The organism is Thioalkalivibrio sp. AKL17 (assembly GCF_000377885.1).
GTDB classification, from domain to species: domain Bacteria; phylum Pseudomonadota; class Gammaproteobacteria; order Ectothiorhodospirales; family Ectothiorhodospiraceae; genus Thioalkalivibrio; species Thioalkalivibrio halophilus.
Genome location: NZ_KB898775.1, coordinates 1 through 16,136 on the forward strand (window position 1 = coordinate 1; position 16,136 = coordinate 16,136).

The following is a 16,136-nucleotide window of genomic DNA, read 5'->3' on the forward strand; positions in this document are numbered from 1 at the left end:
CGTCACCCGGGAAATCATAGCTCGACAGCAGATCACGGACCTCCATCTCCACCAGCTCCAGGAGCTCCGGATCGTCCACCATGTCCGCCTTGTTCAGGAACACCACGATGTGCGGCACACCCACCTGGCGCGACAGCAGGATGTGCTCCCGCGTCTGCGGCATCGGGCCGTCCGCCGCCGAAACCACCAGAATCGCACCGTCCATCTGCGCAGCACCGGTGATCATGTTCTTCACATAGTCCGCGTGCCCCGGGCAGTCCACGTGCGCATAGTGGCGCGTGTCCGACTCGTACTCCACGTGCGCCGTCGCAATCGTGATCCCGCGCTGCTTCTCTTCCGGCGCGTTGTCAATCTGGTCAAAGGCACGCGCATCGCTGCCGTACTTCTTCGCCTGAACCACCGTCAACGCCGCCGTCAGCGTCGTCTTCCCGTGGTCCACATGACCAATCGTCCCCACATTCACGTGCGGCTTCTTGCGTTCGAACTTTTCCTTGGACACAGCTAAGACCTCTTAAATCGTTCTCTACGGAATGGCGGTATCAGGACGCCTTGCGGGCCACGGCGTCGGCGATCTGGGCCGGCGCCTCGGAGTATTTCTCGAATTCCATCGAATACGTGGCCCGGCCCTGGGTCAGCGAGCGCAGCTGGGTCGAGTACCCGAACATTTCCGACAGCGGGACCTCCGCGTGCAGAAGCTTCTGGCCGGCAACATCTTCCATGCCGCGCACCAGGCCCCGACGGCCGTTAAGGTCGCCCATCACGTCACCCATGTACTCCTCGGGGGTCTCCACCTCGACCTTCATCATCGGCTCGAGCAGCACCGCCCCGGCACGCAGGGCGCCCTCCTTGAAGGCCATGGAGGCCGCGACCTTGAAGGCGTTCTCGTTCGAGTCGACGTCGTGATAGGAGCCGTCGAAGAGACTGACCTTGACATCCTCGATGGGGTAGCCAGCGAGCACGCCATTGCGCATCTGCTCTTCGATCCCCTTCTGCACCGCGGGGATGTAATCCTTCGGCACGACGCCGCCGACGATCTCGTTCTTGAACTCGAAACCGACACCCGGCTCCTGCGGCTCGATCCGCAGCCAGACATGACCGTACTGACCGCGTCCGCCGGACTGCTTGACGAACTTGCCTTCCTGCTCGATCGACTTCGTGATGGTCTCGCGGTACGCCACCTGGGGCTGGCCCACGTTGGCCTCGACCTTGAATTCCCGCTTCAGGCGATCGACCAGCACCTCGAGGTGCAGCTCGCCCATGCCGGAAATGATCGTCTGGCCGGACTCTTCGTCCGTGCGCACCTGGAACGACGGGTCTTCCTGCGCCAGCTTGTTCAGCGCCATGCCCATCTTTTCCTGGTCGGTCTTCGTCTTCGGCTCGACCGCGATGGAAATCACCGGATCCGGGAACTCCATGCGCTCGAGCTCGACCGGATCATCCGGCGAGCAAAGCGTGGTGCCGGTGTAGAGGTCCTTCAGGCCCACCACGGCACCAATGTCGCCGGCGCGCAGCTCCGGGATCTCTTCGCGACTGTTCGAGTGCATCTGCAGGATGCGCCCGATCCGCTCGCGGCGATTGTTCTGGGTGTTCAGAACCGTGTCTCCGGCCTTCACCACGCCCGAATAAACCCGAACGAAGGTCAGACTGCCGACGTAGGGGTCGCTCATCAGCTTGAAGGCCAGACCCGCAAACGGTTCTTCGTCGGTGGCCTTCTTCTCGATGGGATCTTCCGTACCGGCCTTGACACCCTTAATGGCCTTGACTTCTTCCGGCGAGGGCAGGTACTCGACCACGGCGTCGAGCATCGCCTGGACACCCTTGTTCTTGAACGCGGAGCCGCACATCATCGGCACGATCTCGAGGTCCAGCGTGCGCTTGCGCAGCGCGGCCTTGATATCTTCCTCGCTCAGCTCGCCCTCGCCGAGGTATTTCTCCATCAGCTCTTCCGAGGCCTCGGCGGCGGATTCGACCAGGTTCTCGCGCCACTTCTCGGCGTCGGCCTTCAGCTCCTCCGGGATCTCGCCGTAATCGAAGCTGATGCCATAGTTGTCGTCATGCCAGTGGATCGCCTGCATCTTCACCAGGTCGATCACCCCCGCGAAGGCGTCTTCCGAACCAATCGGGATCTGGATCGGCACGGGATTGGCCTTCAGGCGCTCGCGCATCTGATTGTAGACGCGTTCGTAGTCGGCACCGGCGCGGTCCATCTTGTTGACGAACGCGATCCGCGGCACTTCGTACTTGGTGGCCTGGCGCCAGACGGTCTCCGACTGCGGCTGCACGCCACCCACGGCGCAATACACCATACAGGCGCCGTCCAGAACACGCATCGACCGCTCCACCTCGATCGTGAAGTCCACGTGCCCCGGCGTATCGATGATGTTGATGCGGTGCTCGGGGAACTGCTTGGCCATGCCGGACCAGAACGACGTCGTCGCCGCGGAGGTAATGGTAATCCCGCGTTCCTGCTCCTGATCCATCCAGTCCATCACGGCGGCGCCGTCATGCACCTCGCCGATCTTGTGCGACAGACCGGTATAGAACAGGATGCGCTCCGTCGTGGTGGTCTTTCCAGCGTCGATATGCGCGCTGATGCCGATATTGCGATAGCGCTTGATGGGGGTCTTGCGTGCCACTGAGGTGCCTCTTCGTTCTTACCAGCGGAAGTGCGCGAATGCCTTGTTGGCATCCGCCATCCGGTGAGTGTCTTCGCGCTTTTTGACGGCGGATCCCTTGCTGTCGGCCGCATCCATCAGCTCGCCGGCCAGCTTCATGGCCATGGTGCGCTCGCCGCGCTTGCGCGCCGCCTCGACCACCCAGCGCATCGCCAGTGCGTCCTGACGGACCGAACGCACCTCGACGGGAACCTGGTACGTCGCCCCGCCGACCCGGCGGCCCTTCACCTCGACCCGCGGACGCACGTTGTCGAGCGCACGCTCCAGCGCGCCCAGGCCGTCACCCTGCTTGGACTCGATCTGGTCCAGCGCGCCATAGACGACCCGCTCGGCGACGGACTTCTTGCCATCCCGCATGACGGTATTGATGAACTTCGCCAGACGATCGCTCCCGAATTTCGGATCGGGGAGGATGTGACGCTTGGGTGCGGCTGCTCTTCTCGACATTGTTTCAGTTCCCGGACTTGAACACGGTTAGGATTTCTTCGGACGCTTGGTCCCGTACTTGGAACGACCCTTCGCGCGCTTCTGCACGCCCTGGGTGTCCAGGCTTCCGCGGACCGTGTGATAGCGCACACCCGGGAGGTCCTTCACACGACCACCACGAATCAGGACCACGGAGTGTTCCTGCAGGTTGTGCCCTTCGCCACCGATATAGGAGCTGACCTCGTAACCGTTGGTCAGCCGCACGCGCGCAACCTTGCGCAGCGCCGAGTTCGGCTTTTTGGGCGTGGTGGTGTAGACACGGGTGCATACACCGCGCTTCTGCGGCGAACCCTGAAGCGCCGGCACGTCGCTCTTCTCGACCGGCCGCTTGCGCGGCTTTCGTACCAACTGGTTGATCGTGGCCATGAAACCCTTTCTCCTAGCCTAAAAATAACGACAGGCCGGTGCCGAGACCGGCCTGTCGAGGGAGCGGAAGTTTAATGCGCGCCCTCTTGACTGTCAACTCGATTCCGCATCACTGCACGGAATCACCCGATGCTCCGCTGTCGCCGCCGGGCTCGCTCTCCGGCCCTGCCGACGGCCCTTCGGCCGGTTCGGCTTCCGGTGCGCTATCGCCCACCGTTTCGAATTCGGGCATTTCGAGAGCCCGCCTGCGGCGGCGTTCCTTGTGATAGGCCAACCCGGTCCCCGCGGGAATCAAGCGGCCCACGATCACGTTCTCCTTGAGCCCGCGCAGGTCGTCCCGCGCGCCGCGCGTCGAGGCCTCGGTCAGCACCCGCGTCGTTTCCTGGAAAGAGGCCGCAGAGATGAACGATTCCGTCACGAGCGAGGCCTTGGTAATCCCCAGAAGCACACGTTCGTAGGTTGCCGGCTGCTGGTCGGTAGACAGCTTCTCGTTCTCCTCGAGGACCCGAGTGCGGTCCACCTGGTCGCCCGACAGGAAACGTGTATCGCCGGGGTCCAGGATGTTGACCTTGCGCAGCATCTGCCGGACGACGACTTCGATGTGCTTGTCATTGATCTTCACGCCCTGCAGGCGATAGACATCCTGGATCTCCTGCACCTGATATTCCGCGAGCGCGGTGACGCCCCTAAGGCGGAGGATATCGTGCGGATCCAGTTCGCCATCGACGATCACTTCGCCCTGCTCGACACGCTCGCCCTCGAACACGTTCACGGTCCGCTGTTTGGCGATCAGCATCTCGTGGGCGTCGCCCCGGTCCGGAGTGATGATCAGACGCTGCTTGCCCTTGGTTTCCTTCCCGAACGAAACCGTACCGGACAGCTCGGCCAGGATCGCCGGTTCCTTGGGCTTGCGCGCCTCGAACAGGTCGGCGACGCGCGGCAGACCGCCGGTGATGTCACGGGTCTTCGAAGACTCCTGCGGCAGGCGCGCAATGACGTCACCCACCTCGACCCGCGCATTGTCTTCCAGGTTGAAGATCGCGTTGGCCGGCAGCATGTACTGCGCGGGCATGTCCGTCCCCGGGATGTAGACCTCGTTCCCGGCGTCATCCAGCAGCTTGACCGTGGGCCGCAGATCCTTGCCGGCGGAGCTCCGGCTCTTGGGATCGAGGACCACGTTGGAGGACAGGCCGGTGAACTCGTCCGTCTCCTTCGTCACCGTCACGTTTTCGATGAAATCCGCGAGCTTCACGGTACCCGCCACTTCGGTCACGATCGGGTGGGTATGCGGATCCCAGGTGGCAATTTCCTGACCGGCTTCGACCGCATTGCCCTCATGGACCATGATCGTCGCGCCATAGGGAACCTTGTAGCGCTCGCGCTCACGGCCGGCCTCGTCGATCACTCCCAGTTCTCCGGAACGCGACACCGCCACCAGGTTGCCGGACTTGTGCTCCACGGTCTTGATGTTGTGGAGACGGATGTGCCCGGCATTCTTGACCTGGATCGCACTGACCGTGACAGCGCGGGACGCAGCACCCCCGATATGGAACGTACGCATGGTCAGCTGGGTTCCGGGCTCGCCGATCGACTGGGCCGCGATGACCCCCACCGATTCACCCGAGTTGACCTCGTGGCCGCGCGCCAGGTCGCGCCCGTAGCATTTGGCGCAGATACCCTGCCGGGTCTCGCAAGTAATCGCCGAGCGCACCAGGACCTCGTCAACGCCCGCGGCATCGAGCTGATCCACCATCGCCTCATCGAGCAGGGTGTCCTTCGGCACCAGCACCTCGTCGGTGCCCGGGCGCAGGATGTCCACCGCCACCGTGCGACCAAGCACGCGGTCGCGCAGCGGTTCGACCACATCGCCGCCCTCGATGATCGGCTTCATCAGGAGGCCCTGTTCGGTACCGCAGTCCGGCTCGGTCACCACCACGTCCTGCGACACGTCCACCAGGCGACGCGTGAGGTACCCCGAGTTGGCGGTCTTCAGCGCCGTATCCGCCAGGCCCTTGCGGGCGCCGTGGGTCGAGATGAAGTACTGCAGGACGTTGAGACCCTCGCGGAAGTTCGCGGTGATGGGCGTCTCGATGATGGACCCGTCCGGCTTGGCCATCAGGCCGCGCATGCCCGCCAGCTGGCGAATCTGCGCGGCGGATCCGCGCGCGCCGGAGTCGGCCATCATGAAGATCGAGTTGAACGCACGCTGCGCGACCACTTCGCCGTCGCGATTCGTCACCTCTTCCTTGCCGAGGTGCTCCATCATCGATTTCGCCACCTGGTCGTTGCAGTGCGCCCAGATGTCCACGACCTTGTTGTAGCGCTCGCCCTTGGTGACCAGGCCCGAGGCGTACTGCTCCTCGATTTCCTTCACCTGCTCCTCGGCATTCTCCAGGATCGGCTGCTTTTCGTCCGGGATCACCATGTCATCCGCGCAGAAGGACACGCCGGCACGGGTGGAGTAGTAGAAACCGGCATACATCAGCTGGTCCGCGAACACCACGGTGTCCTTGAGGCCCAGGCGGCGGTAGCAGGCATTGATCAGGTGCGAGATGCTCTTCTTGTCCAGCTCCTGATCGATCAGCTCGAAGGGCAGCCCGCGCGGCATGACCCGGGACAGGATCGCCCGCCCGACCGTGGTCTCCAGACGCACGCGCGGGCGCTCGCCCTCGCTGTCGGCATATTGGGCGTGCGGGTCCTCCATGCGCACGGTAACGCGTGCATGCAGATCGACCTTGCCGTTCTCGTAGGCGCGATGCACCTCGTCAACGTCGGCGAACACCATGCCTTCGCCCCGCGCGTTGACCTTCTCCCGCGACAGGTAATAAAGGCCGAGCACAATGTCCTGCGACGGAACAATAATGGGCTCGCCATTGGCCGGGGACAGCACGTTGTTGGAGGACAGCATCAGCGTACGTGCCTCCAGCTGGGCCTCCAGCGACAGCGGCACGTGCACGGCCATCTGGTCACCGTCGAAGTCCGCGTTGAACGCGGCGCAGACCAGCGGGTGCAGCTGGATCGCCTTGCCCTCGATCAGCACCGGCTCGAACGCCTGGATGCCGAGGCGGTGCAGAGTCGGCGCGCGGTTCAGCATCACCGGGTGCTCGCGGATCACCTCTTCGAGGATGTCCCAGACCTCCGGACCTTCCTTCTCGACCGCCTTCTTTGCCGCCTTGATGGTGGTGGCCAGGCCACGACGCTGCAGCTTGCCGAAGATGAACGGCTTGAACAGTTCCAGCGCCATGCGCTTGGGCAGGCCGCACTGGTGCAGACGCAGGGTCGGACCCACAACGATCACGGAACGACCGGAGTAGTCGACACGCTTGCCCAGCAGGTTCTGACGGAAGCGGCCCTGCTTGCCCTTGATCATGTCGGCCAGGGACTTCAGCGGGCGCTTGTTGGTACCGGTGATGGCACGGCCGCGGCGGCCGTTGTCCAGCAGCGCGTCCACGGACTCCTGCAGCATGCGCTTTTCGTTGCGCACGATGATGTCGGGGGCGTTCAGCTCCAGCAGGCGGCGCAGACGGTTGTTGCGATTGATCACACGGCGGTACAGGTCGTTCAGGTCGGAAGTCGCGAAGCGACCGCCGTCCAGCGGCACCAGCGGACGCAGGTCCGGCGGCAGCACCGGCAGCACGTCCATGATCATCCACTCCGGCTTGTTGCCGGACTCCAGGAACGACTCGATCAGCTTCAGGCGCTTGCCGAGGCGCTTGATCTTGGTTTCGGAACCGGTCTCCGACAGTTCCTGGCGCATGCGCGCGGCTTCGGACTGCAGATCCAGCTCCTTCAGAAGGCTCAGGACCGCTTCCGCACCCATCATCGCGGTGAAGTCGTCACCGTGCTCCTCCATCGCCTCGAGGTACTCCTCGTCGGTCAGGAGCTGACGCTTCTCCAGGGTGGTGAACCCCGGGTCGGTCACGATGAAGGACTCGAAGTACAGCACCTTCTCGATGTCCTTCAGGGTCATGTCCAGCAGCAGGCCGATGCGCGACGGCAGGCTCTTCAGATACCAGATATGCGCAACCGGGGAGGCCAGATCGATGTGCCCCATGCGCTCGCGGCGCACCTTGGTCTGGGTCACCTCGACGCCACACTTCTCGCACACCACGCCCCGGTGCTTCAGGCGCTTGTACTTGCCGCACAGGCACTCGTAATCCTTCACCGGGCCAAAGATCTTGGCACAGAACAGCCCGTCCCGCTCCGGCTTGAAGGTGCGGTAGTTGATCGTCTCCGGCTTTTTCACTTCGCCGAACGACCAGGAGCGCACCTGGTCGGAGGACGCCAGGCCAATCCGGATGGCGTCAAACTCTTCCGGCTGGGTCTGCTGCTTGAACAGATTCAGGAGGTCTTTCATTCACTTGCCTCACAGCTAGTTTTCGAGGGGCGCGCGGCGCCCCTTCGGATCACGTTGCGAACGGAGCGGGTCAGTCCTGCTCGAGCTCGATGTTGATGCCCAGCGCCTTGATTTCCTTCATCAGCACGTTGAAGGACTCGGGCACATTGGCTTCCATCTGGTGCTCGCCGTCGACGATGTTCTTGTACATCTTGTTGCGGCCCTGCACGTCGTCCGCCTTCACCGTCAGCATTTCCTGCAGGGTGTAGGCAGCGCCGTAGGCCTCCAGCGCCCAGACCTCCATCTCGCCGAAGCGCTGGCCACCGAACTGCGCCTTGCCGCCCAGCGGCTGCTGGGTCACCAGCGAGTACGGGCCGGTGGAGCGCGCGTGCATCTTGTCGTCGACCAGGTGGTTGAGCTTGAGCATATGCATGTAGCCCACCGTCACCGGGCGATCGAAGGCCTCCCCGGTCCGACCGTCGTACAGGGTCGCCTGACCCGTTTCGGGCAGATCGGCGAGCCGCAGCATCTCCTTGATCTCTTCCTCGGCCGCACCGTCGAACACCGGGGTAGCCATGGGCACGCCGCCCCGCAGGTTCCGGCACAGGGTCAGGATCTCGGTGTCCGAGAGTTCATCCAGGTTGACCTTGCGATCACGGTGGTTGTAGATGCGGTCCAGGAATTCGCGCAGCTTCGCGATCTCGGATTGCGCCTCGAGCATGCGGTTGATCTTGTCGCCCAGCCCCTTCGCGGCCCACCCAAGATGGACCTCGAGCACCTGCCCGACGTTCATGCGCGAAGGCACACCCAGCGGGTTCAGGACCACGTCCACCGGCGTCCCGTCATCCAGGAACGGCATGTCTTCTTCCGGCACGATCATCGAGATCACGCCCTTGTTCCCGTGGCGACCGGCCATTTTGTCGCCCGGCTGCAGACGACGCTTCACGGCCACGTAGACCTTGACCATCTTCTGCACGCCCGGCGGCAGGTCGTCACCCGCGGCCAGCTTCGCCTTCTGGTGCTCGACCTTTTCGTCAAACGCCGTTTTCTGGTCCTTGAGCTGACGCCCGAGGTCCTCCAGCTGGGCATTCACGTCATCATCCTGCAGGCGGATCTCGAACCACTGGTCACGCGACAGGCCCTGCAGGTATTTCTTCGTCACCCTGGAGCCGTCTCCCAGCCCGTCGGGCCCGCCTGCGGCGGTCTTGTTGACCAGGAGCTTCTCCATGCGCGCAAAGATGTCGTCCTCGTAGATCCGCAGCTGATCCCGCAGGTCCTTGCGCACCGCGGCCATGTCGTCCTCTTCAATCGACTTGGCCCGGGCGTCCTTCTCGACGCCGTCCCGCGTGAACACGCGAACGTCAATGACCGTTCCCTCGACGCCCGACGGGACGCGCAGGGACGTATCCTTCACGTCCGACGCCTTCTCGCCGAAGATCGCACGCAGCAGTTTCTCTTCCGGCGTCAGCTGGGTCTCGCCCTTGGGCGTCACCTTCCCGACCAGGATGTCGCCCGGCTTCACCTCGGCACCCACGTACACCACACCGGACTCGTCCAGCTTGGACAGCAGCGACTCGGAGACATTGGGGATGTCCGCCGTCACCTCTTCCTGCCCGAGCTTGGTGTCACGCGCGGTGCAGTTGAGCTCCTCGATGTGGATGGTGGTGTAGCGATCCTCGTGAACCGCACGCTCCGAGATCAGGATCGAGTCCTCGAAGTTGTAACCGTTCCAGGGCATGAACGCGACCATCATATTCTGGCCCAGCGCCAGGTCGCCCATGTCCGTGGAGGAACCGTCGGCCAGCACATCGCCACGCGCGATTTCGTCACCAACGGCCACCAGCGGACGCTGGTTGATCGCGGTGTTCTGGTTCGAGCGCGAATACTTGGTCAGATTGTAGATATCCACGCCCGGTTCGCCCGGCTGGGTCTCGTCGTCATTGACCCGCACGACCACACGTCCGGCGTCCGCGGAATCCACGGTGCCGCCCCGCCGGGCGACAATCGCCGATCCGGAGTCGATGGCCACGGTACGCTCGATACCCGTCCCCACCAGTGGCTTGTCCGAGCGCAGGCACGGAACCGCCTGGCGCTGCATGTTGGCGCCCATCAGGGCGCGGTTCGCGTCGTCATGCTCCAGGAACGGCAACAGCGCGGCGGCTACCGAAACAATCTGCTTCGGCGAGATATCCATGTACTGGATCTTGTCCGGCGAGGAGATCGTGAACTCTTCCTGGTACCGGCAGGACACCAGGTCATCGGTCAGGCGACCGCCCTCGTCCATGGCCGCGTTCGCCTGCGCGATCACGTACTGGCTTTCCTCGATGGCCGAGAGATAGGCGATCTCATCGGTGACGCGCCCGTCCTCGACCTTGCGATAAGGCGTCTCGAGGAACCCGTAACGGTTGGTCCGCGCATACACCGCCAGCGAGTTGATCAGACCGATGTTCGGTCCTTCCGGAGTCTCGATCGGGCATACCCGCCCGTAATGCGTCGGATGCACGTCCCGCACTTCGAAGCCCGCGCGTTCGCGCGTCAGGCCGCCCGGACCCAGCGCGGATATCCGGCGCTTGTGGGTCACCTCGGAGAGGGGGTTGTTCTGGTCCATGAACTGCGAGAGCTGGCTGGAGCCGAAGAATTCCTTGATCGCAGCCGCCACCGGCTTGGCATTGATCAGTTCCTGCGGCATCAGCCCCTCGCTCTCCGCGACGGTCAGACGTTCCTTGACCGCACGCTCGACGCGGACCAGCCCCAGGCGGAACTGATTCTCCGCCATTTCGCCCACCGACCGGATGCGACGATTGCCAAGGTGGTCAATGTCGTCGGTACGGCCCTTGCCGTTGCGCAGATCGATCAGGACCTTGAGCACGTCGAGGATATCGTCCGTGGACAGCACCCCCTCGCCTTCATCGGTATCACGACCGACGCGGCGATTGAACTTCATGCGGCCGACGGCCGAAAGATCATAGCGGTCTTCCGAGAAGAACAGGTTCGCGAACAGGTTCTCCGCGGCATCCTTGGTCGGCGGCTCGCCCGGACGCATCACGCGATAGATCTCGACCTGTGCCTCCAGCTGGGTCTTGGTCGGATCCAGCCGCAATGTGTCGGACATGTACGGCCCATGGTCGTACTCGTTCGTGTAGATCGTGTCGAACTGCTGAATCCCTTCGGCCCGAAGCCGGTCCAGCAGATCCTGGGTCAGGGCATCGTTCGGGTTGCCGATCACCTCCCCGGTGGACGGATCCATAATCGTCCGCGCGAGCACGCGACCCACAAGATTTTCGTCAGGGAGGTGCAGCGTACGAATCCCGGCCTTCTCGATCTCGCGGATGTGCCGCGGCGTAATCCGCCGACCGGCTTCCACGATGACCTTGTCGCCGTCGGTGATGTCCACCACCGCGGTTTCCCCCCGCAGACGTTCGGGGATCAGATCCAGCTCGCCGCCATTTTCGTCAAGGGTCACCCGGCTGAAATCAAAGAACGTCTCCAGGATCTGCTCGGTGTCCATCCCCAGTGCACGCAGCAGGATGGAGGCCGGCAGCTTCCGGCGACGGTCAATCCGGACATACACCCCGTCCTTGGCATCGAACTCGAAATCGAGCCACGAACCGCGGTACGGGATGATGCGTGCGTTGTACAGCAGCTTCTGCGAGCTTCCCTGGGTCTTGCCCTTGTCGGAGTCGAAGAACACCCCGGGCGAACGGTGCAGCTGGGAAACGATCACCCGCTCGGTACCGTTGATCACGAAGGTGCCGTTTTCGGTCATCAGGGGCAGTTCGCCCATGTAGACCTCCTGCTCCTTCACCTCCTTCACCACGGTGGAGCCGGCAGGGGCATCCTTGTCGTGAATCACCAGCCGCAGCAGCACACGCAGCGGGGCCGCATAGGTCACGCCGCGGATCTGGCATTCCTTGACGTCGAAGACCGGCTCGCCGAGCCGATAGCTGACATACTCCAGCTGAACGTGACCGGAGTAACTGACAATGGGAAATACCGACTGAAACGCCGCGTGCAGACCGAGTCCTTCGCGACTGTCCGCACCCCGGTCCTCCTGGAGGAAATTGCGGTAGGAGGTGAGCTGGGTCTCCAGCAGATACGGAACGTCCAGGATCTGGGGACGCTTCCCGAAATCCTTGCGGATGCGTTTCTTTTCGGTATAACTGAGGGCCATGGAATACCTCGGGGGCTAGCAGAACAACGCGCAATAAATCCGCGCCACCACGGGCGGAAGCTGACGGCCTCGCAGCCGCCAGCTCCGCATGCCCGTGACGGACACGTCTGACAACGGGCGTAACGCCCTTGTTACTTCAGCTCGACGGACGCGCCGGCTTCTTCCAGCTCCGCCTTCATCTTCTCGGCTTCTTCCTTGGCCGCGCCTTCCTTCACGGTGGCCGGTACGCCTTCGACCATCTCCTTGGCCTCCTTCAGGCCCAGACCGGTCAGGCCGCGCACGACCTTGATGACGCCAACCTTGTTGTCGCCGAAGCCGGACATGACGACGTCGAACTCGTCCTTCTCGGCTTCACCGCCGCCGCCTTCACCACCGCCGGCGGCGGCCGGGGCTGCGGCCACGGCAGCAGCCGCGGTCACGCCGAACTTCTCTTCCATCTCGCCAATCAGGTCCACGATTTCGAGGACCGTCATGTTGCCGATGGCTTCCAGGATATCTTCTTTCGAAACGGCCATTAGTAGGTTCTCCCTGCGGGGCTGCCCGCATTCAGAAATGTGCTAGCGAATAGGATTCCAGGAACCGGGATCAGGCTGCCTGCTTCTGATCGCGGATCGCTGCAACGGTACGCACCAGTTTGCCGGGCACCTCGTTGACGGTGCGGGCGAACTTGTCGAGCGGTGCGCGCATCGTGGCCATCAGCTGGCTCAGGGCCTCTTCGCGGGTCGGCAGGCTGGCGAGGCGTTCGAGATCGTTCGCCCCCATCAACTCGCCGCCGAAGGACACCATCCGTGCTTTCAGCTGATCGTTGGTCTTGGCGAAATCACGCACCAGACGCGCGGCGGAGGATGGCTCCTCCAGGCTGAAGGCCAGAACCAACGGCCCATGCAGCTCGGGCTGCATGCACTCGAAGTCCGTGCCCGCCAGCGCACGCTTGGCGAGATTGTTCTTCACCACGCGCAGATAAACATCCTGCTCCCGAGCCTGCTTGCGCAGCTCGGTCATCTGCGCGACCGAGAGACCTCGATATTCCGCACCCACCGCGGAGTGCGCCGAGGCAGCAATCGCAGCCAGTTCCGTGACAATCTGCTTCTTGTCATCGAGATTCAAAGCCACGTTGACTCTCCTCTGTTGAGACCATCCGGAGATGGTCGTGAACCGGTCCGAAGACCGGTACTCAGGTGCTCCCGTCGCAGGCCATTCCTGAATCGGGTGACACCATCTGCGCAGGCTGGGCTATTAAGCGCCGCCATGCGGCCCGCCTGCGGTCTTGGATGGCGTGCCGCTCGCGCGACAGCCGACCAAAGCATTGGATTCCGCCGCGTACGGCGGAATCAGAGATTGAGGGTGGCGCCGTCGACCTTCAGCCCGGGGCCCATCGTCGTCGAGACCGTGACTCCACGCACGTACTGGCCCTTGGAGGTCGCCGGCTTCATCTTGATCAGATCCTGCAGCAGCGCGTTCAGGTTGTCCTTCAGGGCATCCGCCTCGAAGTCGGCCGCGCCGATCGTGCAGTGGACGATGCCGCCCTTGTCCGTGCGGTAGCGGACCTGCCCGCCCTTGGCGTTGGTCACCGCCGTGGCCACATCCGGCGTCACGGTACCGACCTTGGGGTTGGGCATCAGACCGCGCGGACCGAGGATCTGGCCCAGTTGCCCCACCACGCGCATCGCATCGGGGGAGGCGATCACCACGTCGAAATCCAGCTGACCGGCCTTGACCTGTTCGGCAAGGTCATCCATGCCGACCACATCCGCGCCGGCCTCTTTGGCGGCATCCGCGTTATCGCCCTGGGTGAACACCGCCACGCGAACGGTCTTGCCGTTGCCGTGCGGGAGGACCGTGGAGCCGCGCACGACCTGGTCGGATTTCCGCGGATCCACGCCCAGATTCACGGCGACGTCGACGGACTCGCGGAATTTTGCGGTGGCCAGCTCGCGCAGAAGGGAGAAGGCCTCATCGGCGGGATACGCACGAGTCGGCTCCACCTTCTCGCGGATCGTCTGCATGCGTTTGCTCAGCTTCGCCATCTCAGAGACCCTCCACGTCGATGCCCATACTGCGGGCGCTGCCGGCGATCGTGCGGACCGCGGCGTCCATGTCGGCGGCGGTCAGATCCGGTTCCTTGGCGCGTGCAATCTCTTCCAGCTGCTCGCGCGTGACCTTTCCGACCTTTTTGGTGTTCGGCTCACCCGAACCGCTCTGGATTCCGGCGGCCTTCTTCAGAAGGATCTGTGCCGGCGGGGTCTTGGTCACGAAGGTGAACGAACGGTCGGAATACACGGTGATCACCACCGGGATCGGCAGACCGGGCTCCATGTCCTGGGTCTCGGCGTTGAACGCCTTGCAGAACTCCATGATGTTCACGCCGCGCTGACCCAGCGCGGGGCCGACGGGGGGGCTCGGATTGGCCTTGCCGGCCCCGACCTGAAGCTTGATGTAGGCTTCGATTTTCTTTGCCATGCTGACTCCCTCGGGTACAGGCGCCTCGCGGCTCCCCGATCAAGGTGTTAAACGCACACTGCGTCAGGTTTTCTCGACCTGATGGAACTCGAGCTCCACCGGGGTCGAACGACCGAATATCTGGACGGCCACCAGCAGACGGCTCTTGTCGTAGTTGACCTCTTCGACGACACCGTTGAAGTCGTTGAAGGGGCCATCGATGACGCGAACCATCTCGCCGACTTCGAACAGGACCTTGGGACGCGGCTTCTCGGCGCCCTCTTCCATGCGGTTGAGGATGGCCTCGGCTTCCTTTTCGCTGATCGGCGCCGGGCGATCCGCCGTTCCCCCGATGAATCCAAGGACGCGAGGGACCGCCTTCACCAGGTGCCAGGCCTCGTCGCTGAAATCCATCTGGACCAGCACGTACCCCGGAAAGAACTTCCGTTCACTCTTGCGCTTCTGGCCGTCCTTCATCTCCACGACCTCTTCGGTCGGGACCAGGATCTGGCCAAAATGGTCCTGCATCTCGAAGCGCTCGATGCGCTCTTCCAGCGACCGCTTGACCTGGGACTCGAAGCCGGAGAATGCCTGTACTACGTACCAGCGTAATGCCATGGGGTAGATTCCTGATGCCTATCCGATGAAGCGACTGACGGACCACCCCAGGAACATGTCCAGGAGCCAGAGGAAGATCCCCACCACGATGACGACGGCGATCACGACCAGGGTTGTCTGGGTCGTTTCGACACGGGTCGGCCAGACCATCTTGCGTACTTCGGTGCGGGCGTTGCCCATGAAGGCGCTCAGCTGTCGGCCTTTGTAGGTGGTCATGCCGATCCCGGCGGCCACGGCCACGACAGCAAGCAAACCGACCACGCGCACGAGGGTCGATTCGTCCTGGAACCAGTAGAAGCCCATGACGCCGGCAACGAGCAAGGCCACGACCACGGCGAGCTTGACAGTATCCAGCGCGCCGCTGCCTTCCGATTGTTCAGTCATGAAATCGTCTCACCCGGTGCTTGCCGCCATCGTAAAAGATGGCAGGCCAGGAGGGACTCGAACCCCCAACCTGCGGTTTTGGAGACCGCTGCTCTGCCAATTGAGCTACTGGCCTGTAATCGTAGAAGGCAGACACCCGCAATTGCAGCGGGTGCAAACGCGGGTGACGTGCCAGCTGACTGCTCAGTCTATCACTCGATAATCTTCGAGACGACGCCGGCGCCCACGGTGCGGCCGCCTTCGCGAATCGCGAAACGCAGACCGTCTTCCATGGCGATCGGGCTGATCAGCGACACCGTCATCTTCACGTTGTCGCCCGGCATCACCATCTCGGTGCCTTCCGGCAGCTCGACCGAACCCGTCACGTCCGTCGTCCGGAAATAGAACTGCGGACGATACCCGTTGAAGAACGGCGTGTGACGACCGCCCTCTTCCTTGTTCAGGATGTACACTTCCGCCTCGAACTGGGTGTGCGGAGTAATCGAACCCGGCTTGCACAGCACCTGGCCGCGCTGCACGTCGTCACGCTTGGTGCCGCGCAGCAGCACGCCCACGTTGTCGCCGGCCTCGCCCTGGTCCAGCAGCTTGCGGAACATCTCCACGCCGGTCACCGTGGTCTTCTGCGTGTCGTGCAGACCCACGATCTCCACTTCCTCGCCCA

At 63.3% G+C, this 16,136-nt stretch carries 13 protein-coding genes and 1 tRNA gene; all 14 read right to left on the reverse strand.

From position 1 onward, the window contains the following. On the reverse strand, positions 1-499 hold a 499-nt coding region (locus D577_RS0113195; protein WP_018947356.1), incomplete at its 3' end, for a GTP-binding protein. A 40-nt stretch (positions 500-539) separates the two neighbouring features. Next, positions 540-2,636: an elongation factor G gene (gene fusA / locus D577_RS0113200; protein ID WP_018947935.1), complete on the reverse strand. Its 2,097-nt coding sequence runs from the start codon at positions 2,634-2,636 to the stop codon at positions 540-542. 18 nt (positions 2,637-2,654) lie between these two features. Next, the gene (rpsG, locus tag D577_RS0113205) at positions 2,655-3,122 is read right to left on the reverse strand and encodes a 30S ribosomal protein S7 (protein ID WP_018947936.1); all 468 of its coding nucleotides are present in this window, start codon (positions 3,120-3,122) and stop codon (positions 2,655-2,657) included. 27 nt (positions 3,123-3,149) lie between these two features. Beyond that, positions 3,150-3,527: a 30S ribosomal protein S12 gene (rpsL, locus tag D577_RS0113210; protein WP_018871349.1), complete on the reverse strand. Its 378-nt coding sequence runs from the start codon at positions 3,525-3,527 to the stop codon at positions 3,150-3,152. 109 nt (positions 3,528-3,636) lie between these two features. Beyond that, on the reverse strand, positions 3,637-7,884 hold the full coding sequence (rpoC, locus tag D577_RS0113215) for a DNA-directed RNA polymerase subunit beta' (protein WP_018947937.1): 4,248 nt from the start codon (positions 7,882-7,884) through the stop codon (positions 3,637-3,639). 70 nt (positions 7,885-7,954) lie between these two features. Further along, entirely contained in the window at positions 7,955-12,034 is a 4,080-nt protein-coding gene (gene rpoB / locus D577_RS0113220) for a DNA-directed RNA polymerase subunit beta (protein ID WP_018947938.1), read from the reverse strand. A 131-nt stretch (positions 12,035-12,165) separates the two neighbouring features. After that, complete coding sequence (gene rplL, locus D577_RS0113225) at positions 12,166-12,549, reverse strand: 50S ribosomal protein L7/L12 (protein ID WP_018947939.1); 384 nt, start codon at positions 12,547-12,549, stop codon at positions 12,166-12,168. 70 nt (positions 12,550-12,619) lie between these two features. Continuing rightward, a complete protein-coding gene (gene rplJ / locus D577_RS0113230) occupies positions 12,620-13,141 on the reverse strand; it encodes a 50S ribosomal protein L10 (RefSeq protein ID WP_018871345.1) in 522 nt (173 codons plus the stop codon). A 224-nt stretch (positions 13,142-13,365) separates the two neighbouring features. Continuing rightward, the gene (rplA, locus tag D577_RS0113235) at positions 13,366-14,061 is read right to left on the reverse strand and encodes a 50S ribosomal protein L1 (protein WP_018871344.1); all 696 of its coding nucleotides are present in this window, start codon (positions 14,059-14,061) and stop codon (positions 13,366-13,368) included. A 1-nt stretch (position 14,062) separates the two neighbouring features. Continuing rightward, complete coding sequence (gene rplK, locus D577_RS0113240) at positions 14,063-14,494, reverse strand: 50S ribosomal protein L11 (protein WP_018871343.1); 432 nt, start codon at positions 14,492-14,494, stop codon at positions 14,063-14,065. A 63-nt stretch (positions 14,495-14,557) separates the two neighbouring features. After that, on the reverse strand, positions 14,558-15,091 hold the full coding sequence (nusG, locus tag D577_RS0113245; protein ID WP_018947940.1) for a transcription termination/antitermination protein NusG: 534 nt from the start codon (positions 15,089-15,091) through the stop codon (positions 14,558-14,560). A gap of 18 nt (positions 15,092-15,109) precedes the next feature. Beyond that, positions 15,110-15,475: a preprotein translocase subunit SecE gene (gene secE / locus D577_RS0113250; RefSeq protein WP_018871341.1), complete on the reverse strand. Its 366-nt coding sequence runs from the start codon at positions 15,473-15,475 to the stop codon at positions 15,110-15,112. A 39-nt stretch (positions 15,476-15,514) separates the two neighbouring features. Further along, a tRNA-Trp gene (locus D577_RS0113255) sits at positions 15,515-15,590 on the reverse strand. 76 nt (positions 15,591-15,666) lie between these two features. After that, a partial coding sequence (locus tag D577_RS0113260; RefSeq protein WP_018870685.1) for an EF-Tu/IF-2/RF-3 family GTPase occupies positions 15,667-16,136 on the reverse strand: 470 nt, incomplete at its 5' end.